At 72.5% G+C, this 26,473-nt stretch carries 23 protein-coding genes; 6 read left to right on the plus strand and 17 right to left on the minus strand.

Annotated features, from left to right (window positions below):
* Window positions 1-20 precede the first annotated feature (20 nt).
* Window positions 21-1,325 carry a glycoside hydrolase family 10-like protein gene (locus AC061S_RS17135; protein ID WP_478686804.1) on the minus strand — a complete coding sequence of 435 codons (1,305 nt, stop codon included), beginning with the start codon at window positions 1,323-1,325 and terminating at the stop codon, window positions 21-23.
* 151 nt (window positions 1,326-1,476) lie between these two features.
* On the opposite strand from AC061S_RS17135, the gene AC061S_RS17140 reads away from it, so the two are divergent.
* Window positions 1,477-2,373, plus strand: coding sequence for a 3-hydroxybutyryl-CoA dehydrogenase (locus AC061S_RS17140; protein WP_327251867.1), 897 nt, complete (start codon window positions 1,477-1,479; stop codon window positions 2,371-2,373).
* 25 nt (window positions 2,374-2,398) lie between these two features.
* Here AC061S_RS17140 and AC061S_RS17145 read toward each other — a convergent pair whose 3' ends face one another.
* The 9 genes from AC061S_RS17145 to infC form a co-directional block, all read right to left on the minus strand.
* Window positions 2,399-2,920: an NUDIX hydrolase gene (locus tag AC061S_RS17145; RefSeq protein WP_478686805.1), complete on the minus strand. Its 522-nt coding sequence runs from the start codon at window positions 2,918-2,920 to the stop codon at window positions 2,399-2,401.
* 110 nt (window positions 2,921-3,030) lie between these two features.
* Entirely contained in the window at window positions 3,031-4,368 is a 1,338-nt protein-coding gene (locus tag AC061S_RS17150) for a transcriptional regulator (protein WP_478686806.1), read from the minus strand.
* Between the two features lie 666 nt (window positions 4,369-5,034).
* Window positions 5,035-7,563, minus strand: a complete 2,529-nt coding sequence (gene pheT / locus AC061S_RS17155; protein WP_478686807.1) for a phenylalanine--tRNA ligase subunit beta — start codon at window positions 7,561-7,563, stop codon at window positions 5,035-5,037.
* Window positions 7,563-8,690 carry a phenylalanine--tRNA ligase subunit alpha gene (pheS, locus tag AC061S_RS17160; protein WP_478686808.1) on the minus strand — a complete coding sequence of 376 codons (1,128 nt, stop codon included), beginning with the start codon at window positions 8,688-8,690 and terminating at the stop codon, window positions 7,563-7,565. Before pheS ends, pheT begins: the two co-directional genes overlap by 1 nt.
* A gap of 151 nt (window positions 8,691-8,841) precedes the next feature.
* Window positions 8,842-10,131 (minus strand): sensor histidine kinase, encoded by a 1,290-nt coding sequence (locus tag AC061S_RS17165; RefSeq protein WP_478686809.1) that lies wholly within the window; start codon window positions 10,129-10,131, stop codon window positions 8,842-8,844.
* Between the two features lie 56 nt (window positions 10,132-10,187).
* Window positions 10,188-11,048 carry a TrmH family RNA methyltransferase gene (locus tag AC061S_RS17170; RefSeq protein ID WP_478686810.1) on the minus strand — a complete coding sequence of 287 codons (861 nt, stop codon included), beginning with the start codon at window positions 11,046-11,048 and terminating at the stop codon, window positions 10,188-10,190.
* Window positions 11,049-11,182: 134 nt separating this feature from the next.
* Entirely contained in the window at window positions 11,183-11,569 is a 387-nt protein-coding gene (rplT, locus tag AC061S_RS17175; RefSeq protein ID WP_214948116.1) for a 50S ribosomal protein L20, read from the minus strand.
* 103 nt (window positions 11,570-11,672) lie between these two features.
* On the minus strand, window positions 11,673-11,867 hold the full coding sequence (gene rpmI, locus AC061S_RS17180) for a 50S ribosomal protein L35 (RefSeq protein WP_215021864.1): 195 nt from the start codon (window positions 11,865-11,867) through the stop codon (window positions 11,673-11,675).
* Window positions 11,868-11,971: 104 nt separating this feature from the next.
* Complete coding sequence (gene infC, locus AC061S_RS17185) at window positions 11,972-12,757, minus strand: translation initiation factor IF-3 (protein ID WP_478686826.1); 786 nt, start codon at window positions 12,755-12,757, stop codon at window positions 11,972-11,974.
* Window positions 12,758-13,080: 323 nt separating this feature from the next.
* Here infC and AC061S_RS17190 point away from each other — a divergent pair, with 323 nt between their 5' ends.
* On the plus strand, window positions 13,081-13,461 hold the full coding sequence (locus tag AC061S_RS17190) for a DUF1844 domain-containing protein (protein ID WP_478686811.1): 381 nt from the start codon (window positions 13,081-13,083) through the stop codon (window positions 13,459-13,461).
* Between the two features lie 86 nt (window positions 13,462-13,547).
* Here the strand turns inward: AC061S_RS17190 and AC061S_RS17195 are convergent, their stop codons facing one another.
* Genes AC061S_RS17195 through AC061S_RS17205 form a run of 3 tightly spaced genes read right to left on the minus strand, consistent with a single transcriptional unit; the run spans window position 13,548 to window position 16,369 of the window.
* Window positions 13,548-14,285: an SseB family protein gene (locus AC061S_RS17195; RefSeq protein WP_478686812.1), complete on the minus strand. Its 738-nt coding sequence runs from the start codon at window positions 14,283-14,285 to the stop codon at window positions 13,548-13,550.
* A gap of 30 nt (window positions 14,286-14,315) precedes the next feature.
* Complete coding sequence (gene mycP / locus AC061S_RS17200) at window positions 14,316-15,500, minus strand: type VII secretion-associated serine protease mycosin (RefSeq protein WP_478686813.1); 1,185 nt, start codon at window positions 15,498-15,500, stop codon at window positions 14,316-14,318.
* Window positions 15,497-16,369: a hypothetical protein gene (locus AC061S_RS17205; protein WP_478686814.1), complete on the minus strand. Its 873-nt coding sequence runs from the start codon at window positions 16,367-16,369 to the stop codon at window positions 15,497-15,499. Before AC061S_RS17205 ends, mycP begins: the two co-directional genes overlap by 4 nt.
* 252 nt (window positions 16,370-16,621) lie before the next feature.
* Between AC061S_RS17205 and AC061S_RS17210 the strand changes: the two genes are divergently transcribed.
* Window positions 16,622-17,824 carry an amino acid deaminase/aldolase gene (locus tag AC061S_RS17210; protein ID WP_478686815.1) on the plus strand — a complete coding sequence of 401 codons (1,203 nt, stop codon included), beginning with the start codon at window positions 16,622-16,624 and terminating at the stop codon, window positions 17,822-17,824.
* Between the two features lie 183 nt (window positions 17,825-18,007).
* Here AC061S_RS17210 and AC061S_RS17215 read toward each other — a convergent pair whose 3' ends face one another.
* From AC061S_RS17215 to AC061S_RS17230, 4 genes are all read right to left on the minus strand, one after another.
* Entirely contained in the window at window positions 18,008-19,309 is a 1,302-nt protein-coding gene (locus AC061S_RS17215) for a haloacid dehalogenase-like hydrolase (protein WP_478686816.1), read from the minus strand.
* 153 nt (window positions 19,310-19,462) lie between these two features.
* A complete protein-coding gene (locus AC061S_RS17220) occupies window positions 19,463-20,257 on the minus strand; it encodes a 3-oxoacyl-ACP reductase (protein WP_243334068.1) in 795 nt (264 codons plus the stop codon).
* Between the two features lie 5 nt (window positions 20,258-20,262).
* On the minus strand, window positions 20,263-21,627 hold the full coding sequence (locus AC061S_RS17225; RefSeq protein ID WP_478686817.1) for an aldehyde dehydrogenase family protein: 1,365 nt from the start codon (window positions 21,625-21,627) through the stop codon (window positions 20,263-20,265).
* Between the two features lie 108 nt (window positions 21,628-21,735).
* Window positions 21,736-23,115, minus strand: coding sequence for a glutamine synthetase family protein (locus AC061S_RS17230; protein ID WP_478686818.1), 1,380 nt, complete (start codon window positions 23,113-23,115; stop codon window positions 21,736-21,738).
* A gap of 77 nt (window positions 23,116-23,192) precedes the next feature.
* Here AC061S_RS17230 and AC061S_RS17235 point away from each other — a divergent pair, with 77 nt between their 5' ends.
* The 3 genes from AC061S_RS17235 (at window position 23,193) to AC061S_RS17245 (ending at window position 26,291) form a co-directional block, all read left to right on the plus strand.
* Window positions 23,193-23,939, plus strand: a complete 747-nt coding sequence (locus tag AC061S_RS17235) for a FadR/GntR family transcriptional regulator (protein WP_478686819.1) — start codon at window positions 23,193-23,195, stop codon at window positions 23,937-23,939.
* 148 nt (window positions 23,940-24,087) lie between these two features.
* Window positions 24,088-25,560, plus strand: a complete 1,473-nt coding sequence (eat, locus tag AC061S_RS17240; protein ID WP_478686820.1) for an ethanolamine permease — start codon at window positions 24,088-24,090, stop codon at window positions 25,558-25,560.
* A gap of 32 nt (window positions 25,561-25,592) precedes the next feature.
* Window positions 25,593-26,291 carry a gamma-glutamyl-gamma-aminobutyrate hydrolase family protein gene (locus AC061S_RS17245; protein ID WP_478686821.1) on the plus strand — a complete coding sequence of 233 codons (699 nt, stop codon included), beginning with the start codon at window positions 25,593-25,595 and terminating at the stop codon, window positions 26,289-26,291.
* The last annotated feature ends 182 nt before the right edge of the window (window positions 26,292-26,473 follow it).

Genomic DNA, 26,473 nt, shown 5'->3' on the forward strand with positions numbered 1-26,473 from the left:
GGCCCCCGAAGACGGCCGGGTCAGCGCGGTGGCACGGCCACCGCCGTCGGATAGTGGTCGGCGACCACCCGGGCCATCGCCCCGTTGGGGTCCGCGTCCACCTGCTTCGCGGAGAAGTAGGCGTGGCCGCGGACCTCCGGGTATCCGGCGGCGAACCGCAGGTGCCGGGAGAGTTCGCGCGGATCGCGCCAGGCCGCCGTGGAGCTCTGCGGATCGCAGCGGTACAGCGCCTCCCCCACGTAGAGCTGGACGCGGGTGCCGGCGACGGTCCGCGCCCACCAGGGGACGATGGCGGCGTAGTCGGCGGCCGGGTGGCCGAGCTGCCAGTACGCCTGCGGCACGATGTAGTCGATCCAGCCCTCGCGCACCCACCTGCGGGTGTCCGCGTACAGGTCGTCGTACGTGGCGACGCCCGCCTGCGTCGGCGAACCGAGCGGATCCCGGTCGGAGTTTCGCCAGACGGCGAAGGGGCTGATGCCGAAGCGCGTCGCGGGGCGCAGTGCCCGCAGCCGCTCGGACATCTCGCGGACCAGGGTGTCGGTGTTGTGGCGGCGCCAGTCGGCGCGGGTGGCGAAGGCCCGGCCGTACTGCTCATAGGCGGCGTCGTCGTCGAAATCGCGGCCCTCGACGGGGTACGGGTAGAAGTAGTCGTCCCAGTGCACCCCGTCGAGGGGGTAGCGGGCGACGGCGTCGAGCATGGCGTCCTGCACGAAGCGGCGGACTTCCGGCAGTCCGGGGTTGTAGTACAGCTTGCCGCCGTAGGGCACGGTCCAGCCCCGGTTGCGGCGGGCCGGGTGCTCCGGGACGAGCAGGCTCCGGTCGGTGTGGTTGGCCACCCGGTACGGGTTGAACCAGGCGTGCAGCTCCAGCCCCCGGGCGTGCGCTTCGGCGACCGCCGTGCCGAGCGGGTCCCAGCCGGGGTCGACCCCCTGCTCGCCGGTCAGCCACTGCGACCAGGGCTCGCGCGCCGAGGGCCACATCGCGTCGGCGGTCGGCCGGACCTGGAGGATCACCGCGTTGAGGCGGCGGGCGACGACGGTGTCGAGGAGGGCCAGCAGTTCGGCGCGCTGCTCCCGCGCGGAAAGCCCGCTCCGCGAGGGCCAGTCCACGTTCTGCACGGAGGCGACCCACATCCCGCGGAACGCGGCCTCGCCCGCTCCGCGCACCCGCTTCCCCCCGCCCGCCTCCGACGGCCCGACCGCTCGCGCGGGGGCCGTCGCCACCGCCGCCAGCACCCCCGCCGCTCCGGCCAGGATCTCCCGTCTCCCGATGGCCCGTCTCCCGATGGCCCGCCTCCCGATGGCCCGCCTCCCGATGGACGCCATGTGACGACTCCGTTCCGTTCCGTGACATTGCCTCGTGTCCGCCCAGCATGCCCGCCCCGGCCCGCCACGCCGGGCAAGGACGGGGGTAACGTCGGGGGGCGTGGCGGGCGCCGGAACGCAGTTACCACTGCACGAGTACGGGGGACCCGCGATGGAGAGCAGCGAAAGGCACGATGTGACGGACCTCCCAGACGACATCGCACGCGTCGGCGTAGTGGGCTGTGGCCAGATGGGCGCGGGCATCGCGGAGGTGTTCGCCCGGAGCGGGCTCGAGGTGATGGTCGCCGAAACCACCGGCGAGGCCCTCGAACTCGGGCGGACCCGGCTGCACACCTCTCTGACCAGGGCCGCCGAACGCGGCAAGATCAGCGAGGAGGAGCGGGACGCCACCCTGGCCCGCCTGTCGTTCACCACCGATCTCGGCGAGTTCGCCGACCGCGACCTCGTCATCGAGGCGGTCGTCGAGAACGAGCAGGTCAAGACGGAGATCTTCCAGGTCCTCGACCAGGTGGTCACCCGCCCGGACGCGATCCTCGCCTCCAACACCTCCTCGATCCCGCTGGTCAAGCTGGCGGTCGCGACCTCGCGTCCCGACCAGGTCATCGGCATCCACTTCTTCAACCCGGCCCCGGTGCAGCAGCTCGTCGAGCTGATCCCGGCGCTGACCACGAGCGACGAGACCATCAAGCGCGCCGAGGCCCTGGTCGGCGGCGCGCTGGGCAAGCACGCGATCCGCGCCCAGGACCGTTCCGGCTTCGTCGTCAACGCGCTCCTCATCCCGTACCTGCTGTCCGCGATCCGGATGTTCGAGTCGGGCATCGCGAGCCGCGAGGACATCGACAACGGCATGGAGCTGGGCTGCGCCCACCCGATGGGCCCGCTGAAGCTCGCGGACCTCATCGGTCTGGACACGGTGGCCTCGGTGGCCGACTCGATGTACGCGGAGTTCAAGGAGCCCCTGTACGCGGCTCCTCCGCTGCTCCAGCGCATGGTCGACGCCGGCCGCCTCGGCCGCAAGACCGGCTCGGGCTTCTACCCGTACAGCTGACCCTCGCGGGTCGGCCGCCCGCGGCTCAGCCGAGCCGCAGGTGGTGCAACAGCAGCAGCCCGGCCGCCATGTTGGCGGCCGGGATCTCGCCGCGCGCGATCATGTCGGGGACCAGCTTGAGCGGGACCCACTCGCGGCGCGAGGACTCGAAGTCGTCCTCGGGATGGCCCACGTACGTGGCCCCGTCCGCCCAGTAGAGGTGGTGACGGGCGTCGGTCAGCCCGTTGGACGGCTCGACGGTCATCAGGTGGCGCAGGGGGCCGGGCCGCCAGCCCGACTCCTCCTCCATCTCGCGGGCGGCCGCCCGCTCCACCGACTCCCCGTCCTCGACGACCCCGGCGGGCAGTTCCCAGCCCCAGCTGCCGGTGATGAAGCGGTGGCGCCACAGCAGCAGCACCTCGTTGGCCGCGTTGACGGCCGTGGCGACGGCGACCGGGCGCAGCCGGATGACGAAGTGGTCCAGGTGCCGGCCGTCGGGGAGCTCCACATCGGCGAGATTCACATCGAACCAGCGGTTCGTGTACACGGTTTGCTCACTCAAGTTCATCCACTGCACGGTTCTGCCACCTTCCGATCGAGTAGGTGGCAACATGGCAGCAGTTCACCCCGGCCCAGGGGAACGCGCAAAGGGCGGCGCAGAGAACGCCGCGGGGGATGTCACAGCGGAACGCGCAGCGCCCCGTCGATGAGCTCGGCCGTCTCCTCCGCCCCCGAACAACCGCTGGTCAGCAGCTGTTCCCGGACCGCGCGCAGCCGGTCGCGCAGGCGCAGCGACTCCATCCCCTTGGCCCGCTCGGCCATTTCGGCCGCCGAGGCCACCGCCTGATCGGCCTCGCCCTGGCGCAGTTGGATCTCGCACAGCATCGCGAGCCGGTGCACCCGGCCCCGGTCGTGCGCGGGGGTGCCCACGGCGGCCGAAGCCTGCTCCCGGGCCCCCCGCAGATCACCCAGGCCGAGCAGCGCCTCCGCCACCTGTACGTTGACCAGCCCGGGCTGCACGTACCCGGTCTCGTCCGGCTCCGTGCCGGGGCGGATCCGCTCCGCCGCCGTCTCGGCCTTGCGGATGCAGGCCAATGCGGCGCTGGTGTCGCCGAGTTGGGCATACGCCTTGGCCTGCATGGCGTACAGGTCCGCGGCCAGGGCCGGGGTGATGTGCCGGCCGGCCGCGCGCAGGGCGGCCTCCGCGAAGGCCACGGCCTGGCGGAACTCCCTCAGGTGCAGGCACTGATTGACGAGCAGCGCGATCACGTAGGCGCCCAGCCCCCGGTCCCCGCTCGCCTTGGCGAGGCGCAGGGCCTGGTGGAAGTAGCGCTGGGCCAGCCCGTGCGCGTCCGAGTCGTACGCGCAGATCCCCGCCACCGCCACCAGGGAACCGCCGGCCCGGTGCAGGCTGCGTCCGAGGCCGTCGGAGTAACTGCCGCGCAGCATGGGGGCGGTCTCGGTGCCGAGGAAGCGGACCACCCGGTCGCGGGTGGCCACGCCGCCTGCCCTGCGGTACATCAGCTCGTAGTGCGCGCGGGCGGACTTCAAGATCTCCACGTGCTCGGGGCCGACGCGGGTCGGCCCCTCGCGGGACACGTCGGCGTCCTCGGGAGGGTTCTCCCACTCCCATACGGGCATCACCGCCGGGGTACCGGTGACGGCCCCGGCGTCGAGGGGCTGCCGGCCGTGGCCGTCGGAGCGCCACAGAGCGGCGGCGCGGTCGACGAAGCCGCTCAGCGGAGACCCGTGCGGGTCGGCGGGCTGCCCGGGCAGGCCGAACCCGACGTCGTCGAGGGAGAGCGGCCGCCGCAGCCGGCCCCCGATCACCTCGCAGATCAGGTCCGGGACCTGGCCGCGCGGGCGCTGACCCTTCAACCACCGCGCCACGGCCGTGTGTTCGTAGCGCAGGGCGAGTCCGCGGGAACGGCCCGCCTGGTTCACGTACGCGGCGAGTCCGGCGTGGGACATTCCCGCCTCGGCGAGGAGGGCGTCGAGCAGGGCATTGGGCTGCATGGGCCCCTCCAAGGGCTCGTCGGACCCAGGCTAGTGGGTGCGGGGTTCACACGGGGTGTGAACGCCGTACGCGCATAAATGCGATACGCACCCTGCCGCGGAGGCCCGTGCGAGCGCTTCACTTAAGGGCCTCGCCAAGAGGTAGCTCGGGTCGTCGGCTCCCCCTCGTACAGTGCGACGACCCGTCAACCGCGCCGCCCGTCCTGTTGTCTGCCCGACACTCCACGGCAGGCGGGCGGCGCGCTTCGGCTCCGCCGGGTCCTGGTTGGTCGCCGGGCCCCGGCCGGGCCGGACCGAACGCGCGCCGGGCCCACCCACCGGGCCCGGCCCGCGTGGTCCCCGATTCCGGCCCGGACGTCCGCGCCCCAGCCACACGGACGTCCGCGCCCCGGCGCGACCTGGCCACGGGGCCCTGCGGGCGGCTTCCCCCCACGCCGGACGGGCTGAAAAGATCAGCCCCGCCGGCGTTTGAGGCGCGGGGTCCGGGGCGGAGCCCCGAGGGGGTCCGGGCGCAGCCCGGGGAACGGGCGAAGGGCGGGTAGGGGACCTCGCCCCGCAGGGCCGCCCCACCATCCTCCGTATCCGGCCGGCCGGCCTGCCCGGAAAACGGGTAAGGGGGTGCACCCCGGAACCGGGATGCACCCCCTCGACACAGAGCGGCAGCGGCTACGCCCCGCGCAGCACCGCACCCGTACGCTCGCCCGCGAGAGCAACCGCCGCGTCACGCGCCGCCGTGGACTCCTCGGCGGTCAGCGTCCGGTCGGCCGCGCGGAAGCGCAGCGCGTACGCGAGGGACTTCTTGCCCTCGCCCACCTGCTCGCCCTCGAACACGTCGAACAGCCGCAGGGACTCCAGCAGTTCACCGGCGCCCTTGTGCAGCGCGTCCTCGACGGCCGAAGCCGGCACCGACGCGTCCACGATCAGCGCGACGTCCTGGGTCGCCACCGGGAAGGAGGCGATCCGGGGCGCCTGGAGGGCCTCGCCGCCGGCCGCCGCGAGGCGGTCCAGGTCGAGCTCCATGGCGCTGGTGCGGGCCGGCAGGCCCATGGCCTTGACCACGCGCGGGTGCAGCTCACCGGCGTGCCCGATGACCGTCTCCACCCCGTCCAGGGTGACGATCAGCTCGGCGCAGCGGCCCGGGTGCCACGGGCCGTACTGGCCCTGGCGCACGACGAGCTCCGCACCGGCCTCGACGGCCAGCGAGCGCGCCGCCTGGACCGCGTCGGCCCAGTCGGCCGGACGGCCCTTGCCCCACCAGCCGGCCTGCTCGCGAGCCCCGGCCAGCACGACCGCGGCGTAGCGCGGCTGCGCGGGCAGGGCCGCGTTCAGGGTGGCGATCTCCTCGTCGGTGGGACGCCGGTCGACACCGAGGCGTACGGCGACGCCCGGCTGCGCGGCGGCCCGGAAGACCGAGCCGGTCTCGAAGAGGGCGAGGTCGTGGCTGCCCCGGCTGTCGTTGCGGCGCAGCGCGCCGAGCAGACCCGGCAGCAGCGTGGTGCGCAGCGCCGGCTCCTCGTCGGAGATCGGGTTGACCAGCTTGACGACCTGGCGGGAGGCGTCGTGCGCGGGCAGCTGGAGCTGGTCGAAGACGGCCTCGCCCAGGAACGGGTAGCTGAGCGCCTCGACGTAGCCCGCGCCGGCCAGCGCGCGGCCCACCCGGCGGTGCAGCTGCTGGCGGGCGGTGAGACCGCGGCCGGAGGGCACCTGCGGGAGGGTGGAGGGAAGGTTCCCGTAGCCCTCCAGCCGGATGACTTCCTCGGCGAGGTCGTTGGGCTCGGCGAGGTCGGGCCGCCACGAGGGCGCCGTGACGACGAGCTCGTCCTGGCCGTAGACGTCGCAGCCGACCTCCTGGAGGCGGCGTACGACGGTCTCCCGGCCGTACTGCATGCCCGCGACCTTGTCGGGGTGGTCCGCGCTCATCGCGATGGTGCGCGGGGCGCCCGGGGCGGTGAGCTCGGTGACGCCGGCCTCGGCGGTGCCGCCCGCGAGCAGCACGAGCAGGTCGACGGTGCGCTGCGCGGCGGCGGCGGCGGCCTGCGGGTCCACGCCGCGCTCGAAGCGCTTGGACGCCTCGGAGGACAGCTTGAGGCGGCGGGCGGTGCGCGAGATCGACACGGAGTCGAAGTGCGCGGCCTCGACGACCACGTCGGTGGTGCCGGTGACGGCTCCGGTCTCCGGGTCGATGACGGAGTCGGCGATCTCGGTGTTGGCGCCGCCCATGACACCGGCGATCCCGATCGGGCCGCTGTTGTCGGTGATCACCAGGTCCTCGGCGTCGAGCGTGCGCTTGACCCCGTCCAGGGTGGTGAACTTCTCGCCCTGCTCGGCCCGGCGGACGCCGATGGCGCCGTCGATCCGCGAGCGGTCGTAGGCGTGCAGCGGCTGGCCGAGCTCCAGCATCACGTAGTTGGTGATGTCGACGGCGAGCGAGATCGGGCGCATGCCCGCCTTCTGGAGGCGGCGCGTGAGCCAGATCGGGGAGCGCGCCTCGGGGTCGAGGCCGGTCACCGTGCGCGCGGTGAAGCGGTCGCAGCCCTGCGGGTCGTCGATCTTGACGGCGTAGCCGTACGAGTTCGGCGGGGGCACGTCGAGCAGCGCCGGGTCGCGCAGCGGCAGGCCGTACGCGGTGGCGGCCTCGCGGGCCACTCCGCGCATGGACATGCAGTAGCCGCGGTCCGGGGTGATGTCGATGTCGAGGACCTCGTCGACGAGCTCCAGGAGCTTGATCGCGTCGCTGCCGACCTCGTGCTCGTGCGGCAGCACGATGATGCCGTGCGTGCCGTCGTCGCCCATGCCCAGCTCGTCGCCGGAGCAGATCATGCCGTGCGAGGTGCGGCCGTACGTCTCGCGCGCGGCGATCGCGAAGTCGCCGGGCAGCACGGCGCCCGGCAGGACCACGACGACCTTGTCGCCGACGGAGAAGTTCCGGGCGCCGCAGACGATCTCCTGCGGTGCGCCGGTGCCGTTGGCCGAGCCGACGTCCACCGTGCAGAAGCGGATCGGCTTGCGGAAGCCTTCGAGCTCCTCGATGGTCAGCACCTGGCCGACGACGAGCGGGCCCTTGAGCCCGCCGCCGAGCTGCTCGACGGTCTCGACCTCCAGGCCGGCGTCGACGAGCTTGGCCGCGACGTCGCGACCGGTTTCACCCGCGGGGAGGTCGACGTACTCCCGCAGCCAAGAAAGCGGGACCCGCATCAGATCTCCATCCCGAACGGCCGGGTGAAACGGATGTCACCCTCGACCATGTCTCGCATGTCTTCAACGTTGTGGCGGAACATCAGCATCCGCTCGATGCCGAAGCCGAAGGCGAACCCGCTGTACTTCTCCGGGTCCACACCGCAGGCGGTGAGCACCTTCGGGTTGACCATGCCGCAGCCGCCGAGCTCGATCCAGCCCTCGCTGGAGCAGGTACGGCACGGGCGGTCGGGGTTGCCCACCGACGCGCCGCGGCACACGTAGCACTGCATGTCCATCTCGGCGGACGGCTCGGTGAAGGGGAAGAAGTGCGGGCGCAGGCGCGTGGTGGTGCCCTCGCCGAACAGCTCCTGGACCATGTGGTCCATGGTGCCCTTGAGGTCCGCCATGGTCAGGCCCTCGTCCACGGCGAGCAGCTCGACCTGGTGGAAGACCGGCGTGTGCGTCGCGTCGAGCTCGTCGGTGCGGTACACCCGCCCCGGACACACGATGTAGACGGGGGGCTTGCGCTCCAGCAGCGAGCGCGCCTGCACCGGGGAGGTGTGGGTGCGCAGCACGACACCGGACTCGTCGCCCTCGGTGCCTTCCGGCCCCCGGACGAAGAAGGTGTCCTGCATCTGGCGCGCGGGGTGGTCGGGCGTGAAGTTGAGGGCGTCGAAGTTGAACCACTCCGCCTCGACCTCGGGGCCCTCCGCGACCTCGTACCCCATGGCCGTGAAGATGTCCGCGATGCGGTCCATCAGCGTGGTCAGGGGGTGCCGGGCGCCGGCGGGCACGCGGTCGTAGGGCAGCGTGACGTCCACCGCCTCCTCGACCAGCACCCGCTCGTCACGCTCGGCTTCGAGCGCGACCGTGCGGGCCCCGAAGGCCTTGTTCACGGCGCCTCGGGCCTGGCCCACGAGCTTGCCCGCCGTGGCCTTGGCCTGCGGGGGCAGCGCGCCGATCTCTCGGTTGGCGAGCGCCAGGGGCGAACGGTCGCCCATGTGCGCGGTCTTCGCCTCCCGAAGTTCGTCGAGGTCGCCGGCGGCGGCGAAGGCGGCGAGCGCCTCGTCCCGCATGCGCTCGATCTCATCCGGTTTCAGTGCCTCGACCTCGACAGGGTCGTACGACTTGTTCGGTGCCGACATCTCTTCCCGTACTTCCGATGGCTGGCTGGTGGGTCCCCCGCGGACGCGCAGGACGCGCTCGGCACAAGGACACAAAGGTGCCAAAGGTCGAGTCTAAAGGTCGCTGGGGGTGAAGGGGCCCGTGGGCCGCCTGGCGAGACGCTCCGCAGGGCTACTGCGTGAGGTACGCCGGGGCGCCGACGGGCAGGATAAATCGGAACTCGGCGCCGCCGCCGGGGCCGCGTCCCACCGTGATGGTGCCGCCGTGGGCTTCCACGATGCCCTTGACGATGTAGAGGCCCAGGCCGGTACCGCCGCGCTTGCTGCCTCGCCAGAAGCGGGTGAAGACGCGCTTCATCGACTCTTCGGGGATACCGGGGCCCTCGTCGGTCACGGTGACGGCGGTTCCCTTCTCGGTCTTCCCCGCGGCGTTCGCGAAGCTGGTCGGCGTCACGTCGATGGTGACGGTTCCCTCGCCGTGTCGCACCGCATTTTCGAGCAGGTTGCCGAGGATCTGGTCGATTTTGTCCGGGTCCGCCCACAAGTCGGGCAGCGGCCGGCTCACACTGACCAGGAACCGCTCCGGGGCCTGCCCGTTCGCGGTGAGCGCCTGGACGTGGCGGCCCACGGCGGTGGAGATGTCGACCGGCTGGCGGCGCACCTCCAGGCGGCCCGAGTCGATGCGGGAGATGTCCAGGAGTTCGGCGATGAGCCGGGTGACGCGGTTCGCGTCGGCGTCGACGGTCTCCAGCATCAATCGCTTCTGGTCGTCGGTGAACCGCTCCCACTTGGCGAGCAGGGTCGCCGTGAACCCCTTCACGGAGGTGAGCGGGGAGCGCAGCTCGTGCGCGACGGTGGCGATCAGCTCGGCGTGGCTGCGTTCGGTGCGCCGCCGGGCCTCGGTGCCCCGCAGGGTGATCACGAGCCGGCGCACCGGGCCCTTGGGGTGGGTGCGCACGTACCGGGCGGAGACGAGCACCTCGCGGCCGCCGGGGAGCAGCAGGTTGCGCTCGGGCTGTCCGCGCCGGGTGGCGAGGCCTCCGTAGGGGTCGGTCAGTGCCCACCAGCGGCGGCCTTCGAGGTCCTCCAGCGGGAGTGCGCGCTCGATCCCGAGGCCCAGGGCCTCGTCCGCCACGAGGGCGGTGATCCGGGCGGCGGCGGAGTTGAAGCAGATGACCCGGCCGGAGGCGTCGGCGATCACCAGCCCGTCGGGCAGGTCGTCGGGGTCGATCCCGAGCGCGGTGTACTCGCCGTGCGCGTCGCCGCCGTCCGAAGCCTCCGCCACGGCGGGGCCTACGGGGCTCGCGGGCGCGGGCCGGGCCTGCGGGGGCGGGGCGGAGGCGCCCTGGGGCGGCTGCACGGGCACCCGGGCGGCGGGCGCGGCCAGCTGGGACACGGCCGCCAGGACCGGTGCGTCGGCCGCCTGGGCGGCACCTGGCGAGCTGTTCGTACCGACGGTCATGTCCCCGTACCCCACATCTCCGAGGTGCACAGTGGGCTCCCCGGGCCGCCACATTACTAGCTGGGGGTCACGGAGCGGCACCCTCCGGGCGCCCGCTGTGCACGCGCGGAGGCGTACAGGCACACCGCGGCGGCCGTGGCGAGGTTCAGGCTCTCGGCCTTTCCGTGGATCGGGACCCGTACGACCGCGTCGGCGAGCGCCCTGGTCTCCTCGGGCAGGCCCCAGGCCTCGTTGCCGAAGATCCAGGCCGAGGGGGTGCCCATGGTGCCCGCGTCCAGCTCGGCGTCGAGGTCGTCCGCGCCGGCCCCGTCGGCGGCGAGGATCCGCACGCCGGCCGCGCGCAGCCCCGCGACGGCCTGCTCCACGGGCACGCCGACGGCCACCGGGAGGTGGAAGAGGGAGCCCACGGAGGCGCGTACCGACTTGGGGTTGTACAGGTCCACGGAGGCGTCGGTCAGCACGACGGCGTCGGCTCCGGCGGCGTCCGCGCAGCGCAGCACCGTACCGGCGTTGCCGGGGTCGCGGACGTGCGCGAGGACGGCGACGAGCTTGGGGCGGGCCTTCAGGATCTCCTCGAACGGGGAGTCGAGGAAGTGGCAGACGCCGACCAGGCCCTGCGGGGTGACCGTTTGAGAGACCTCCGCGAGCACCTCGTCGGAGGCGTAGTGGACGCGGGCTCCGGCGGCGTACGCGGCGTCGACGATGTCGGCGTAGCGCTCGGCGGCCTCCACGGTCGCGAACAGCTCGATCAGCGTGGACTCGCCGCCGGCGCCGCGGTGCTCCACGGCCTCGCGCACGGCCTGCGGGCCCTCGGCGATGAAGCGGCGCTCCTTGGTACGGAAATTGCGTCGCGCCAGGCGCCTGGCGGCGGCCACCCGGGTGGACCGGGGGGAGATCAGCTCGGCGGGGGTGCCCATGGCGGTCGGCTCGCTTCCGTACGTACAGCGGGTGGCTGCCCTGATCGAAGGAAATGGTGGGTCAACGCACCGGACCCGCAGGCGCGAGGCCTGCGGGTCCGGGCAAGTTACTGCAGCCTTTGAGGGCGTGCTGCTTAGGCAGCGACCTTCGGGGCGTTGACGTCGGCCGGGAGGGCCTTCTGCGCGACCTCGACCAGCGCGGCGAACGCGTTGGCGTCGTTGACGGCCAGCTCGGCGAGGATCTTGCGGTCCACCTCGATGTTGGCGGCGTTCAGACCCTGGATGAGGCGGTTGTACGTCATGCCGTTCTGACGGGCAGCCGCGTTGATGCGCTGGATCCAGAGCCGACGGAAGTCGCCCTTGCGCTTCTTGCGGTCGTTGAAGTTGTAGACCAGGGAGTGGGTGACCTGCTCCTTGGCCTTGCGGTACAGGCGCGAACGCTGACCGCGGTAACCCTTCGCAGCCTCGAGGATTGCCCGACGCTTCTTGTGCGCGTTTACTGCCCGCTTGACGCGTGCCACTGTGTACTCCTTGTAGCGGGGCCGTGGTTGTGTTCACACGGCCCGAATTCGATGGGGTCCCGGTCTTGACGTGCTCCCGCTCCCGGAAGGGGAGCGGAGTACGTCACTTGCCGAGAAGCTTCTTGATCTTCTTGGCGTCGCCGGGGGCCATCTCCGCGGTGCCGGTCAGGCGGCGGGTGACACGGGACGACTTGTGCTCGAGCAGGTGGCGCTTGCCGGCGCGCTCGCGGAGCACCTTGCCGGAGCCGGTGATCTTGAAGCGCTTCTTGGTCCCGGAGTGCGTCTTGTTCTTCGGCATGGCGCCGTTATCTCCTCGTCGGTGGCGCCCCCACCGGCCCTGGTGGGGGCCGGCTCACGGGAGCGTCATGTTGTATCGGTGATCCGAGACGGGCTGCCTCGGAATCAGGCCTGGGCAGGAGCCTCGCCGGAGGCGGCTGCCTCGTCGGTGCCCGCCTCGGCTGCGTCGGTCGCCTCGTCGGAAGCGTCCTCGGCGTCGGTGTCCACGTCCTCGGCTTCGAGGGCCGCGTTCTCCGCCTCGAGCGCGGCGTCGGCGGCCAGGGCCTCGTCACCACTCTCGTCGCTGACCGCAACACCCTGGCGCTCGGCCTTGCGGGCGGCCTGCGCCTCGCGGGCTTCGGCCATCGCCTCGGTCTTCTTCTTGTGCGGACCGAGAACCATGATCATGTTTCGGCCGTCCTGCTTCGGGTTCGACTCGATGAACCCGAGGTCCTCGACGTCCGAAGCCAGACGCTGCAGCAGTCGGTAGCCGAGTTCCGGCCTGGACTGCTCGCGACCGCGGAACATGATCGTGATCTTGACCTTGTCGCCCTGCTTGAGGAACCGAACGACGTGACCCTTCTTGGTGTCATAGTCGTGCGGGTCGATCTTCGGCCGGAGCTTCATTTCCTTGATGACCGTGTGCGCCTGGTTCTTGCGCGCCTCACGGGCCTTCATGGCCGACTCGTACTTGAACTTGCCGTAGTCCATGAGCTTGCAGACCGGCGGGCGTGCGGACGCCGCGACCTCGACCAGGTCGAGGTCGTACTCCTGCGCGAGCTCAAGCGCCTTGGCAAGCGGCACAATGCCGACCTGCTCGCCACTCGGGCCGACGAGTCGTACCTCGGGAACGCGAATCCGGTCGTTGATGCGGGGCTCGGTGCTGATGGATCCTCCTCGGTAGCACCACACGGCTGCCTGGAGGACAGCCGCTGACGTTTTTCCGTCAGACCGACCGCGGCGGGGAATGAAAAAAGCCCCGCCGGGCACAGACGAGGGCTCCAATACAACCGGAGCACCGTCGCGTGCGAACCGCGGGGCGCAAAATCGGGCAGCTTTCCATCGTCCGTACGGAACGATGGATACCGCCTGACCGGTGACCCGCCTCCCGTGAGGGTGGCTGGGTGGGAGAATCGGAGCCTCCACTTGTGGGCCGGGCACATAAGTGTCCGGCCGGTCGAAGTACATACTAGCACCCGCGTTGCAAGCCCGCCGCACGGCATATCGTGGGGCACATGACTGACGCGACGCCCTCCGGTTCCCCCTCCGATTCCCCGGCCGCCCCTGACTACGACGACCTGACCCGCGACATCGCGGACGTGCCGGCCGTCGAGGTCATCACCACGGTGGCCGTCCACCTGCTCAGCGCGGCGGCGGTCAACCTGGGCCTGGACAAGCCGGACTCCGAGTACAAGGACCTCGACGAGGCCCGCAAGCTGATCACGGCCCTGGCCGGCCTGGTCACCGCGAGCGCCACCGAGATCAGCTCCTTCCACGCCGCCCCGCTGCGCGACGGCCTGAAGTCCCTCCAGCTCGCCTTCCGCGAGGCCTCGCTGGTGCAGGACGAGCCGGGGCAGGGCCCGGGCGAGAAGTTCACGGGTCCCGTGTACGCGTAACCCGGGACCCGGCAGGAGACCGCCGGCGGGAACAGCACGCGAAGGGCGCCTCCCCAGGCCGGGAGGCGCCCTTGTCGTTCCAGGCGTCAGCGCGTGAAGAGCGGCTCTCCCGGCGGGACCGGGGCCCCCTCCGGGAGCAGGGCCAGGTCCAGTCCGCGCACGAGGCGTGCGCGCAGGGTCTCGTCGGCCGCCAGGGCCTCGGCCACCCGGCGGGCCGCCGCCGCTGCCTGCGGACCGGCCGCCAGCACGATCGCCAGGGTCCCGTCGGCGTCCGCGCCGCCCGGGCCCAGGTGGGCGCTGAGTACGGCCGGCTCGGCGGCCACGACGGCCCGTACGGCCTCGCGCACCGCGGGGTCGGCGAGCGGGCCGGCGTCCGTGCGGCCCTCGGCGAGCGCGATCAGCGCGGGGCCCGCGAGCTGGTACGGGACCGGTCCGGAGAGGTCGAGGACGAGGGTGTCGGCCTTCTCGTGCGCGACGGCGGCCAGCGCCTGGTGCAGCGGCACCGCCACCGGGCGGGCGGCCGGGTCCCACCGGGCCAGCGAGGCGATGGAGGTGAAGGCGGGCAGCGCCCGCCGGTCGCCCGCCCGCAGGGTGGGAACGGCCATGTCGCTGGTCTTCTCGCGCTTGAGTCCGGTCTCGGGGTCGGTTTCGACCTCGCCGAGGACCGCGACGACGGGAACCAGCAGGCGGGCGTCCTTGAGGGCCGCCAGCACCTCCGGCTCCTTGGCTCTGTCCTCGGCCCAGGCGGCCAGGGCCGCGCTCAGCCGGGGGTCGGCGGAGCCGTCGTCGCCGGAGAAACCGGGGTCGGGGATGTTTTTGTTCAACTCAGCTTTGTTCGCCACAGTTCCCCGAGCCTATCCCGCGCCGGGATCCCGCCGTCCGGCCCGGTGCCGCCGGGCCAGTACGCCGGACGCCGCGAGCAGCGCCAGCCCCGCGGCAACGCCCGCCGGGGCTCCGAAGCGGGCCCAGAACCCGGGGTCGCGTACCGGGTCGGGGCCGGCGCCGAAGTAGGGGCTCCCGGCCGCGACGGGTGAGGGCAGCACCGGTTCGGGGGCCAGCCCGTCGGCGGCCTGGAGGGCGGCGACCGGGTCCACCAGGCCGAAGCCGCGGGAGTCGTCGCGGCCGCCGGGCGGGGAGCCCGAGGCGGTGTCCTCCAGCAGGTTCTTGATCTGCGCCGGGGACAGGTCGGGGTGGGCGGCCCTGACCAGGGCGACGGCGCCGGAGACGAAGGCGGAGGCGGCGCTGGTGCCCCAGCCCTCGTAGTAGGAGCGGTCGGGGTCGGCGATGACCACGCCGACGCCCGGGGCGCTGACGGTGGCGTACCAGTTGCGGGTGGAGAAGGACGCCTTCTTGTTCTTGCGGTCGACGGCCGTGACGGCGATGACCCCGGGGTAGGCGGCCGGGTACGAGATGCGGTCCCCCTCCTTGCCGCCGTTGCCCGCGGAGGCGACGACGACGGCGCCCTTGCCGAGGGCGTACTGGACGGCCTCGTCCTCGGCGGCCTCGTGGTGCGCGGAGCTGCTGTCGTCGCCGAGCGAGAGGTTGATCACGTCGGCTCCGTGGTCGGCGGCCCAGCGGATGCCCTCGGCGAGGGCGCCGCCCTTGTTGTCGCGGGCCTTGTCCCGGCCGGGGTCGCCCTCTTCCAGGATCACCCGGACCGGGAGGATCTTCGCCTGGGGGGCGATGCCGAGGACTCCCTTGAGGCCGAGGGAGCCGTGGCCGTGACCGGCGATGATCCCGGCCATGGCGGTGCCGTGGCGGGCCCAGGCGCGGTCGCCGCGCTTGGCTCCGATGCCGACGAGGTCGACGCCCTCCAGGACCTGGCCGGCCAGGTCGGGGTGGGTCGGGTCCACCCCGGTGTCGAGGACGGCCACGGTGACCCCGTCGCCCCGGGTGGTGCCCCAGGCCTCTTCGGCGCGCAGGGCCGTCAGCCCCCACTGGCGGTCGCGGATGGCGTCGGCGGCGGCCGGCGGCGCGGCGGTGACGACGAACAGGGCTCCGAGGGCGAGGGCCGCCGGGAACAGGGCGCGGCGGGTCATCGGGAAGCCTCCGGGGTCGCCGTCGGGGCCGGCGAAGTCCGCGGGGCCGGTGACGCCTGCGGATCCCGTGCGGCCGGCGAGGTCCGCGGGTCCGGCCGGCCCGGCTTGGCCCGCGGGGCGGTCGCGAGGCTGCGCAGGGTGCCTTCCATCAGGTCGGCGACGGCCTTGGCCTCGTAGCCGAGGCCCGCCTTGGCCACGCGTCCCCTGGCGTCCTCGGCCATCTTGTCCTCGGCGGGGCTGGGGGCACCGAGGCGGCGGCCGTCGGCGAAGGCGGAGACGGTGTAGACGACGACCGGGGCCTCGGCGAGCACGGTGGCGATCCACGCGGCGCGGCGGTTGTCGGGGAACCCGTAGCCGGTCGGGGCGGGCAGCCGCCGGCTGCGCAGGGCGTCCATGGCGGCGGCCTCGGCCGGGGTGAAGACCATGCCGACGGTGACCAGGGAGCTGCGGGTGGCGTCGGTGTAGGTGGCGCGGAGCACGCGGGTGCACCCGGTCTCGGAGAACAGGGTCTGCCAGTCGGCGGCGAGCGCGTCGGAGCAGTCGGCGTCGGCGGCGGGCGTGATCCGGGTCCACGTGCGGTCGGCACCGCCCGGCCCGGCGCCCTGCCCGTCCAGGACGGGCGGGAACAGGGTGTCGACGGGGGTGCTGTGCCAGAGGGACGCGGCCTTGCGGTAGGCGGCGTCGGCGGACAGCGGCCGGTGCGCGGCCTGGTGGTCGGAGACGGCCTTGTAGCCGGCCGTACCGGTGAGACCGAGGCCGAGGAGGCCGCACAGGGCGGCGGCGAGGACCGTTCCCGGGCGCCGTCGTGGCGGCACAGAATCCCGGTCGGGCGCGGTCAGGACCCCGCCGTGCGGTGTGGACGTACTCATCCGGCGGCTCAGCCCCCCGTTCCCGTCGGCTGCCTGCCCCCACTTTACGCGCCCGTCAGCGCCTGAAACGTCGGCCGGGAAGGAGCGACGGCAAACACGTGCGAACTGTCGTCTCGACAACCGAAGAGGGCATCCGGCGCTGGAGACCGAGATGTGACCGCGGGACCCTCCCCGGCCTCTGACCTGGCCGGGCGTCCCGTGGCCCCATGAACCCCCTACCCACGAGTACACCCATCTGGCAGGCTGCCGCCCATGAACTCCCCCGCCGCCGACCGGGCCCGTTACGACCGGGCCACCGCCCATCTCGACGCTCCGCTCGCCCTCGTGGATCTGGACGCGTTCGACGCGAACGCCGACGACCTCGTGCGTCGCGCCGGCGGGAAGCCGGTCCGGGTGGCGAGCAAGTCCGTACGGTGCCGTGCGCTGCTCGAACGGGTCCTCGCGCGGCCCGGGTTCGCCGGGATCATGTCCTACACCCTCGCCGAGTCGATCTGGCTGGCCCGCTCGGGCTTCGAGGACGTGCTCCTCGCCTACCCGTCCGCCGACCGGGCCGGCTTCGCCGAGCTCGCCGCCGATCCGAAGCTGGCCGGCGCGGTCACCGTGATGGTCGACGACCCCGCGCAACTGGAGCTCGTGGACCGGGCCCGCGACGGCGGCGGCCAGGAGATCCGGGTCTGCCTGGAACTGGACACCGCCCTGCAGCTCTTCGGCGGCAGGGTGCGCGTCGGCGCCCGCCGCTCCCCGCTGCGCGAGCCCGCCCAGCTGGCCGAGCTGGCCCGCGCGGTGAGCGCCCGGCCGGGCTTCCGGGTGGTCGGGCTGATGGGCTACGAGGGCCACGTGGCCGGGGTCGGCGACGCGCTCGCGGGGCGTCCGCTGAGGTCGCGCGCCATCCGGCTGATGCAGGGCGCGGCCCGCAAGGAGCTGGCGGCCCGCCGGGCCGAGGCCGTACGGGCCGTGCGCGCGGTGGTCCCGGACCTGGAGTTCGTCAACGGCGGCGGCACCGGAAGCGTCCAGCAGACCGCCGCCGAGGACGCGGTCACGGAGATCGCCGCCGGGTCGGGGCTGTACGTACCGCGGCTGTTCGACAACTACACCTCGTTCAGCGGCCGCCCGGCGGCCCTCTTCGCCCAGCCGGTGGTCCGGCGGCCCGGGGTCGGGGTGGTCACGGTGCTCGGCGGCGGGTACCCGGCCTCCGGCGCGCCCGGCGCGGACCGGCTGCCGGTCCCGTACCTCCCCGAGGGCCTGCGCTACGACCCTCAGGAGGGGGCCGGCGAGGTGCAGACCCCGCTGCTCGGCAGCCCGGCCGACGATCTGCTGATCGGCGACCGGGTCTGGTTCCGGCACGCGAAGGCCGGTGAACTGTGCGAGCGCTTCGACACGTTGCACCTGGTCCAGGGCGACCGGGTGACGGCCACCGCCCCGACCTACCGGGGCGAGGGCCGCACCTTCCTCTAGGCCGTCTCTTTCGGATCTTGCCTGGCCCGCGCCGCCCGGCACCGCACCTCGCCGCACTGCCGGGGCACCCGAGTACGTCCAGTACGCGGAAGCCCCGGCAGCGCGGCGAGGCACGGCACCGGACGACGCGGGCCTGACCGGCAAGATCCGAAAGAGACGACCTAGGGCCCGCTGAAAGTCCGCCTAGAACACGGAGTCCGTCTGGTCCGGGATGACGCTGGCGTCACCCCGCAGGACGGGCCCCGGGGTGCCGTCGCGGCCGGTGAAGCCGGTGGTCGCGCACGGGTACGGCGCGGCCTTCTGCTTCTTGGGCTGGATGAACATCGGGTTCACGATCCACTTGCCGTCGCTGTTGTCGTAGGCGCGGCACATCAGCTCGTTCTTGTTGCGGTTCACGACCAGCCGCAGCACGGTCGCGTCCCGCAGGAACGAGATGTCGGTGTCGGAGTCGCCCGCCGCGAACACCTGGCGGCGGGCGGCCGGCTGGACCTTCTCCGCCGCGGCGCCGCGGACTCCGAAGATCTCCTTGTTGATCCAGCAGCGCTTGCCGTCGATGTACGTGATCATCGTGTCGGCGCCGTCCGCGACGGAGCCGCAGCCCTGCAGGCGGGAGGTGAACTTCCCGCCGTACGTGGTGGTGTTGCGGATGCCGATGACGTGCCCGGCGTCGATGCCCACGCCCTCGGCCCACACCTCGACGACCGGCTGCGGCGAGGCGGAGCTGATCCAGACGTCGAAGCCGGCCTTCTGCAGGCCGCTGATGAGCTCCTTCTGCTGGTCGTAGTAGCGCACCCAGCCGGTGGCGGTGGTGGTGCCGACCCGCTGCTGGGCGTCGACCGGGGCGGCCAGGTTCTCGGCCCGCGCGGCGGCCGTGAAGCCGCGGATCTCGCGGGCGGTCCAGCCCTGCATGAGCTGCGGCAGCCAGGCGTAGGCGGGCTCGAACGTACGGCGGTCCCAGCCGGCGAAGGCGGGGGCGGCCGCCCGGGTGGCGGCGGTGCCGTAGACGGCGTTGATCTCGTCGGCGCAGCCGGCGCCCTCGGGAGTGCCGGTGGGCAGCGGGGCGCCGGGCTTCGCGAGGGCGCCGCAGGCCTGGGCCAGGGCCTGGGCGGCGGCCGGGGTGAGGTACCGGCTGGTGCTGCTCCAGTCGCCCGCGGCGGGCTGGCGGATCTTGCCGTTGCGCAGCAGCCAGAACATCTGGGCGTCGCCCACGTCGTTCTTGACGACGGTGTTGTCCCAGTCGAAGACCGCGACGGGCTTGTTGCGGTTCGGCCGGTACGGGTTGCACGTCCCGTAGTCGTCGATGAGCTGCTGGAGCCGGGCCTGGTTGTCTGCGTACCAGGGGGCCCCGTCGGCCCTGAGCTGCGGGGTGGTGCAGTGGGCGCGGGCCGCCTGGGCGGCGGGTGCGGCGGCGACGAGGGTGCCGGCGGCTATCGCGACGGCGGCGCCGACGGCCTGGAGCCGCCGTACGGAACTGAATCGGGTCACTGAGGTGGGTTCTCCTGGTTCTTCCACAAGATCGTCGCGGACGGTGGAGCACGACAGCCGGGCGTCTTGCGACGCCCGGCTGTCGGGGAGGTGCGGTCCGGGTGACCCTCGGCGCCGGACGGCCGCGCGGCCTGCCGGTGCCTGCCGGGGGGTCTACAGGGGGGTGACGTACGCGCCGGAGATGCCGCCGTCGACCAGGAAGTCGGTGGCGTTGATGAAGGAGGAGTCGTCGCTCGCGAGGAAGGCGACGGCGGCGGCGATCTCGGTGGGCTCGGCGAACCGGCCCAGCGGGATGTGCACGATCCGGCGGGCGGCGCGCTCCGGGTCCTTCGCGAACAGCTCCTGCAGGAGCGGGGTGTTGACGGGCCCCGGGCAGAGCGCGTTGACGCGGATGCCCTCGCGGGCGAACTGCACGCCGAGCTCGCGGGACATGGCGAGCACGCCGCCCTTGGAGGCGGTGTAGGAGATCTGCGAGGTGGCGGCGCCCATCCGGGCCACGAAGGAGGCGGTGTTGATGATGGAGCCCCGGCCCTGGCGCTGCATGTAGGGCAGGGCGGCCTTGCAGCAGAGGTAGACGGAGGTGAGGTTGACGTCCTGGACCCGCTTCCAGGCCTCCAGGCCCGTGGTGAGGATCGAGTCGTCGTCCGGGGGCGAGATGCCGGCGTTGTTGAAGGCGATGTCCACGGAGCCGTAGGTGTCGAAGGCGGTCTTGAACAGGGCCTCGACCTCCTCCGGGCTGGTGACGTCGACCTTGACGAAGGTGCCGCCGACCTCCTCGGCGGCGGCCTTGCCCGCGGTCTCGTCGATGTCCCCGCAGACGACGTTGGCGCCTTCGGAGGCGAGCCGGCGGGCGGTGGCGAGGCCGATGCCGCTGCCGGCTCCGGTGATGACGGCGGTACGGCCGACCAGGCGGCGGCAGACGATCTCTTCGGTGGGCTCGATGCTCATGTTCTTCAGGCCTCCGTGCTGATGAAGACGTTCTTGGTCTCGGTGAAAGCGGTGAGGGAGTCGGGTCCGAGCTCGCGCCCGAGTCCGGACTGCTTGTAGCCGCCGAAGGGGGTCCAGTAGCGGACGCTGCTGTGGGAGTTGACCGACAGGTTGCCCGCGGCGACGGCGCGCGAGACGCGCAGCGCGCGGCCCACGTCGCGGGTCCACAGGGAGCCGGCGAGGCCGTAGTCGGTGGCGTTGGCCAGGCGTACGGCGTCCTCCTCGTCCTCGAAGGGCAGGACGACGGCGACCGGTCCGAAGACCTCCTCGGTGGCCACGGCGGCGGTGGGGTCGACGCCGGTGACGAGGGTCGGGGGGTACCAGAAGCCGGGGCCTTCGGGGGCGGTGCCCCGGACGACGTCGAGGTCATCGGTGACGTAGGACCGTACGCGGTCCAGTTGGACCCGCGAGATCAGCGGCCCCATCTGCGTGTTCTCGTCGTACGGGTCTCCGACGACCACCTTCTCGACGGCGGGGGCGAGCAGCTCCATGAACCGGTCGTACGCGGAGCGCTGTACGAGGATCCGCGTGCGGGCGCAGCAGTCCTGTCCGGTGTTGTCCAGGAAGGACATGGGGGCCGAGGCCGCCGCCGCCTCCAGGTCCGCGTCGGCGAAGACGATGTTGGGGTTCTTGCCGCCGAGTTCGAGGGTGAGGCGCTTCACCCGGTCGGCGCACTTGGCCATGATCCGCTTGCCGATCCGGGTGGAGCCGGTGAACACGATCTTGGCCACCCCCGGGTGCTCGACGAGGGCGTCGCCGGCGACCTCGCCCCGGCCGGGCAGCACCTGGAACAGGTGCTCGGGGAGTCCGGCCTCCAGGGCGAGCTCGGCGAGGCGCAGCGCGGTGAGCGGGGTGGTCTCGGCGGGTTTGAGGATGACCGCGTTGCCGGCGGCCAGCGCCGGGGCCAGGCCCCAGGCGGCGATCGGCATGGGGAAGTTCCACGGCGCGATCACGCCGATGACGCCGAGGGGTTCGAGGAACGTGACGTCGAGGCCTCCGGCGACGGGGATCTGGCGGCCGGAGAGCCGTTCCACTCCCCCGGCGGCGAAGTCGAGCACGTCACGGACGTTGCCGGCCTCCCAGCGGGCGTTGCCGATGGTGTGGCCCGCCTCCCGGACCTCCAGCAGCGCCAGCTCCTCGGTGTGCCCGTCGACGACGGCGGCGAAGCGGCGCAGCAGCCTGGCCCGGTCGGCGGGCGCGGCCGCCGCCCAGGCCCGCTGGGCGGCGGTGGCCCGTGCGACGGCGGCGTCGACGTCGTCCCGTGTGGCGGCCGGGACGACGGCGACGAGTTCCTCGGTGGCCGGATTCAAGACTTCCAGCGCATCGGACACGTGGTGGCCTTTCAGACGTTCGGGTGCGGTGGGTGCGGTGGGTCCGGTAATGCGGTGCGGCAGGGCTGCAGGGCGGCCGGTGCCGGGACGGCTCCGGCCCAAGACTCCCTAGAGGCGTTCGAAGGAGCGGCGCAGTTCCCAGTCGGTCACGGCGGAGTCGTACGCGTCCAGCTCGACGCGGGCCATGTTCCGGTAGTGGGCGACGACCTCGGTGCCGAAGGCGGCCTTGGCGATCTCGCTGTTCTCCCAGAGCTCGGCTGCCTCGCGCAAGGTGGTGGGGACGTGCGCGAAGTCGGCGGTGTAGGCGTTGCCGGCGCAGGGCTCGGGCAGCTCCAGGCGGTTCTCGATGCCGTAGATCCCGGCTGCGACCAGGCCGGCGACGGCGAGGTACGGGTTGACGTCGCCGCCGGGCAGCCGGTTCTCGAAGCGCATGGAGGGGCCGTGGCCGACCACCCGGAGCGCGCAGGTCCGGTTGTCCACGCCCCAGGCGACGGCGGTCGGCGCGAAGGATCCCGGCCGGAAACGCTTGTAGGAGTTGATGTTGGGAGCGTAAAGAAGGGAGAAGTCGCGCAGTGCGGCGAGCTGGCCGGCCAGGAAGTGGCGCATCACGGGTGACATACCGCTGTGGCCGTCCGCGTCCGGGCCCTCACCGGCCATCGCGCTGCGTCCGTCGGCATCGTTGAGCGAGAGGTGGATGTGACAGGAGTTGCCCTCGCGCTCGTCGAACTTGGCCATGAAGGTGAGCGAGACGCCCTCCTGGGCGGCGATCTCCTTGGCCCCCGTCTTGTAGACGGAGTGCTGGTCACAGGTGGTCAGCGCCTCGTCGTAGCGGAAGACGATCTCGTGCTGGCCGAGGTTGCACTCGCCCTTGGCCGACTCCACGACCAGGCCTGCGGCCTGCATCTCGTTGCGGATGCGGCGCAGCAGGGGTTCGACGCGACCGGTCCCGAGGAGGGAGTAGTCGGTGTTGTACTGGTTGGCGGGGGTCAGGCCGCGGTAGTCGGAGTTCCAGGCCTGCTCGTAGGTGTCGAGGAAGACCATGAACTCCAGCTCGGTGCCCACCATCGCGGTGTAGCCGTGTTCGCCGAGGCGTTCGAGCTGGCGGCGCAGGATCTGCCGGGGCGCGGCGACCACGGGCGAGCCGTCGTTCCAGGCGAGGTCGGCGAGGAGGAAGGCGCTGCCCGGGTTCCAGGGGATCCGGCGCAGGGTGGCGAGGTCGGGGTGCATGGCGAAGTCGCCGTAGCCCCGGTCCCAGGAGGACATCTCGTACCCGTCGACGGTGTTCATCTCCGTGTCGACGGCGAGGAGGTAGTTGCAGCCCTCGGTGCCGTGCTGGAGGACCTCGTCGAGGAAGAACTGTGCGGCGAACCGCTTGCCCTGGAGGCGCCCCTGCATGTCGGGGAAGCCCAGGACCACTGTGTCGATTTCACCGCTGGCGACGAGAGCACGGAGCTCCTCGGGCGAAAGCGGCGGCTTGCGGTCTACCACGGGATTCTCTCCTTCGGTGAGCCGAGAGGGCCTAAGGTATTGAATAGAACCATTGCTTGGGAAGGGGAGGAGCCCACATGACCGATACGGCGAGCGAAGGCGACGCGGTCGCCCGGCTCAATCCCGTACTGCGACAGGTGCGGGCGGGCAACGGTTTCGAGGAGGCGCTGGAGCAGATCCTCCAGGTGGTCCGGCTCGGACTGGTACCGGGCGGGGAACGACTGCCGCCGGAGCGCGAGTTGGCCGAGCGGATGGGGATCAGCCGGGTGACGCTCCGCGAGGTGCTGAAGGTACTCCAGGACCAGGGCCTGGTGGAGGCCCGGCGCGGACGGTACGGCGGAACGTTTGTGCTGTCCCGCCCCGACACGCCGGCCGGGGGCACCGAGGAGGAGCTGCGGCGCCGGGTCGCGGGCGTGGACATCGAGGACGTGCTGCGCTTCCGCGAGGTCCTGGAGGTGGGGGCGGCCGGCCTGTGCGCCTCCCAGGGGCTGTCGGAGCGGGACACCGACCGGCTGCTCGGCGCGCTGACCGCCACCCACGACGCCCCGCTGCCCGACTACCGCCGCCAGGACACCCTCTTCCACCTCACGCTGTGCGAACTCGCCGGATCCGCCACCCTGACGGCCCAGTACGCGGCGGTCCGGGCCACCGTGAACGACCTGCTGGACTGCATCCCGCTGCTGGTGCGCAACCTGGAGCACTCGCAGCAGCAGCACAGCACGCTGGTGGAGGCGGTGCTGGAGCGGGACCCGGAGGCGGCGCGCGAGGTGATGCGCGAGCACTGCTGCGGCACGGCGGCGCTGCTGCGGGGCTTCCTGACCTGATCCGAACCGATCCAGATCGATCCGGACCGATCCGGCCGATCCGGACCGAGAGGCATTCGTAACCCCTGTTTAACGCAGGGGTCTTGCGCCCGCCACGCCCGAGCGGCAAAGGTACGCCCCACAACCATTGCCCTAGGCAGGAGCGCACATGGCCGACGACACCGGCGCACGGCTGGCAGCCGTGCCCGAACCCACCCAGTCGCCCGAGAACGGCACCGACGGTTACCTGGAGCGCCGCACCCTGCGCCGCGGCAGCGCCGGCTGGCTGCTGCTGACCGGTCTCGGCGTCGCGTACGTGGTCTCCGGCGATTTCTCCGGCTGGAACATCGGCCTCGCCCAGGGCGGTTTCGGCGGCCTCGCCATCGCCACCGTCCTGATGGGCGTGATGTACGCCTGCCTCGTCTACTCCCTCGCCGAACTGTCGGCGATCCTGCCCACCGCCGGCGGCGGCTACGGGTTCGCCCGCCGGGCGCTCGGCACCTGGGGCGGCTTCCTCACCGGCACCGCGATCCTCATCGAGTACATCCTCGCCCCGGCCGCCATCGCCATCTTCATCGGCGACTACGTGGAGTCCCTCAACCTCTTCGGCCTCACCTCGGGCTGGCCGGTCTACCTCGCCTGCTTCGTCGTCTTCATCGGCATCCACCTGTGGGGCGTGGGCGAGGCCCTGAGCTTCTCGCTCGTCGTCACCGCCATCGCCGTGATCGCACTGGTCGTCTTCGCCGTCGGCGCGTTCACCCAGTTCGACCCCTCCAACCTCGACAACATCGCGGTCGACACCACCGCCGCCGGCGCGAGCTCCTGGCTGCCGCTGGGCATCCTCGGGATCTGGGCCGCCTTCCCCTTCGGCATGTGGTTCTTCCTCGGCGTCGAGGGCGTGCCGCTGGCCGCCGAGGAGGCCAAGGACCCGGTCCGCTCCGTACCGCGCGCCCTGTCGATCTCCATGGGCATCCTGGTGCTGCTCGCCCTGGTCACCTTCCTCGCCTCGACCGGTGCGCGCGGCGCCGACGCCCTCAAGGACGCGGGCAACCCGCTGGTCGTCGCCCTGGAGGGCGACCCCGGCCTCTCCTGGCTGAAGACCTTCGTCAACTACGCGGGCCTGGCCGGCCTGGTGGCCTCCTTCTTCTCCCTCATCTACGCCGGCTCCCGCCAGCTGTTCGCCCTCTCCCGGGCGGGCTACCTGCCCCGCTTCCTCTCCCTGACCTCGAAGCGCAAGGCCCCGTACCTGGGCCTGCTCATCCCCGGCGCCATCGGCTTCGCCCTGGCCGCCGCCACCGGCAACGGCCCGCGCATGCTGAACATGGCGGTCTTCGGCGCGACCATCTCGTACGCCCTCATGGCCCTCTCCCACATCGTGCTCCGGCGCCGCGAGCCCGGCCTGGAGCGCCCGTACCGCACCCCGGGAGGCATCGCGACCTCCACGGTGGCCTTCGTCCTCGCACTCTCCGCCCTGGTCGCCACCTTCCTGGTGGACAAGGACGCGGCATTCATCGCCCTGGCCGTGTACGCCGTCGCCCTCGCCTACTTCGCGTTCTACAGTCGGCACCGCCTGGTCGCCTCCGCGCCGGAGGAGGAGTTCGCGGCGCTGGCGGAAGCCGAGGCCGAGCTCTCCCGCGACTGATCCCCGCCCGCCGTCCTCCGGAGGTATCCCCCGTGCCCAGGCCGCTCATCGGCATCACCACCTACGTCGAGCAATCCACCCGCTACGGGGTGTGGGACGTCCCGACCGCCCTCATCCCCACCGGGTACTACGAGCTCGTCCAGGCCTCGGGCGGCACCGCCGTCCTGCTCCCGCCGGACGAACCGGAGGCGGCGGCGGAGGTGCTCCGCCGGCTGGACGGCCTGGTCGTCGCGGGCGGCCCGGACGTGAACCCGGTCCGGTACGGCGCCCCGCGGGATCCCCGTACCGGACCCGCGGCCGCCCAGCGCGACGCGTGGGAGCTCTCCCTGATCTCCGCCGCGCTGGCCTCCGGCACCCCCCTGCTCGGCATCTGCCGCGGCATGCAGGCGCTGAACGTGGCCCTGGGCGGCACCCTGATCCAGCACATCGACGGCCACGTGGCGAGCCCGGGCGTGGTCTCCTGGCATCCGGTCCGCCCGGTCCCCGGCACGCTGTACGCGGCGCTGGTCCCGGAGGAGTCAGAAGTCCCGACCTACCACCACCAGGCCGTCGACCGCCTGGGCCGGGGCCTGATCGCCTCCTCCCACACCGCCGACGGCACGGTGGAGTCCATCGAACTCCCCGCCCCCGCCCCCTGGACCCTGGGCGTCCAATGGCACCCGGAACTGCACAAGGACACCCGCGTCATGTCAGCCCTGATCACAGCGGCATCCACCCCGCCCCACCTCTGACCCCGAACAGCCGTCCGCCGCCCGAGGACCGGGGCCTTTCAGCCGTCCGGCGCCCGAGGACCAGGGCCTTTCAGCCGTCCGGCGTTTGAGGACCGGGGTCTGGGGCGGAGCCCCGAGGGGTCCGGGCGCAGCCCGGCACCCCTCCAGCCCGTCCGGCGCTTGAGGACCGGGTCAGGGCCGAG

It is taken from the genome of Streptomyces sp. CA189 (genome assembly GCF_056428985.1).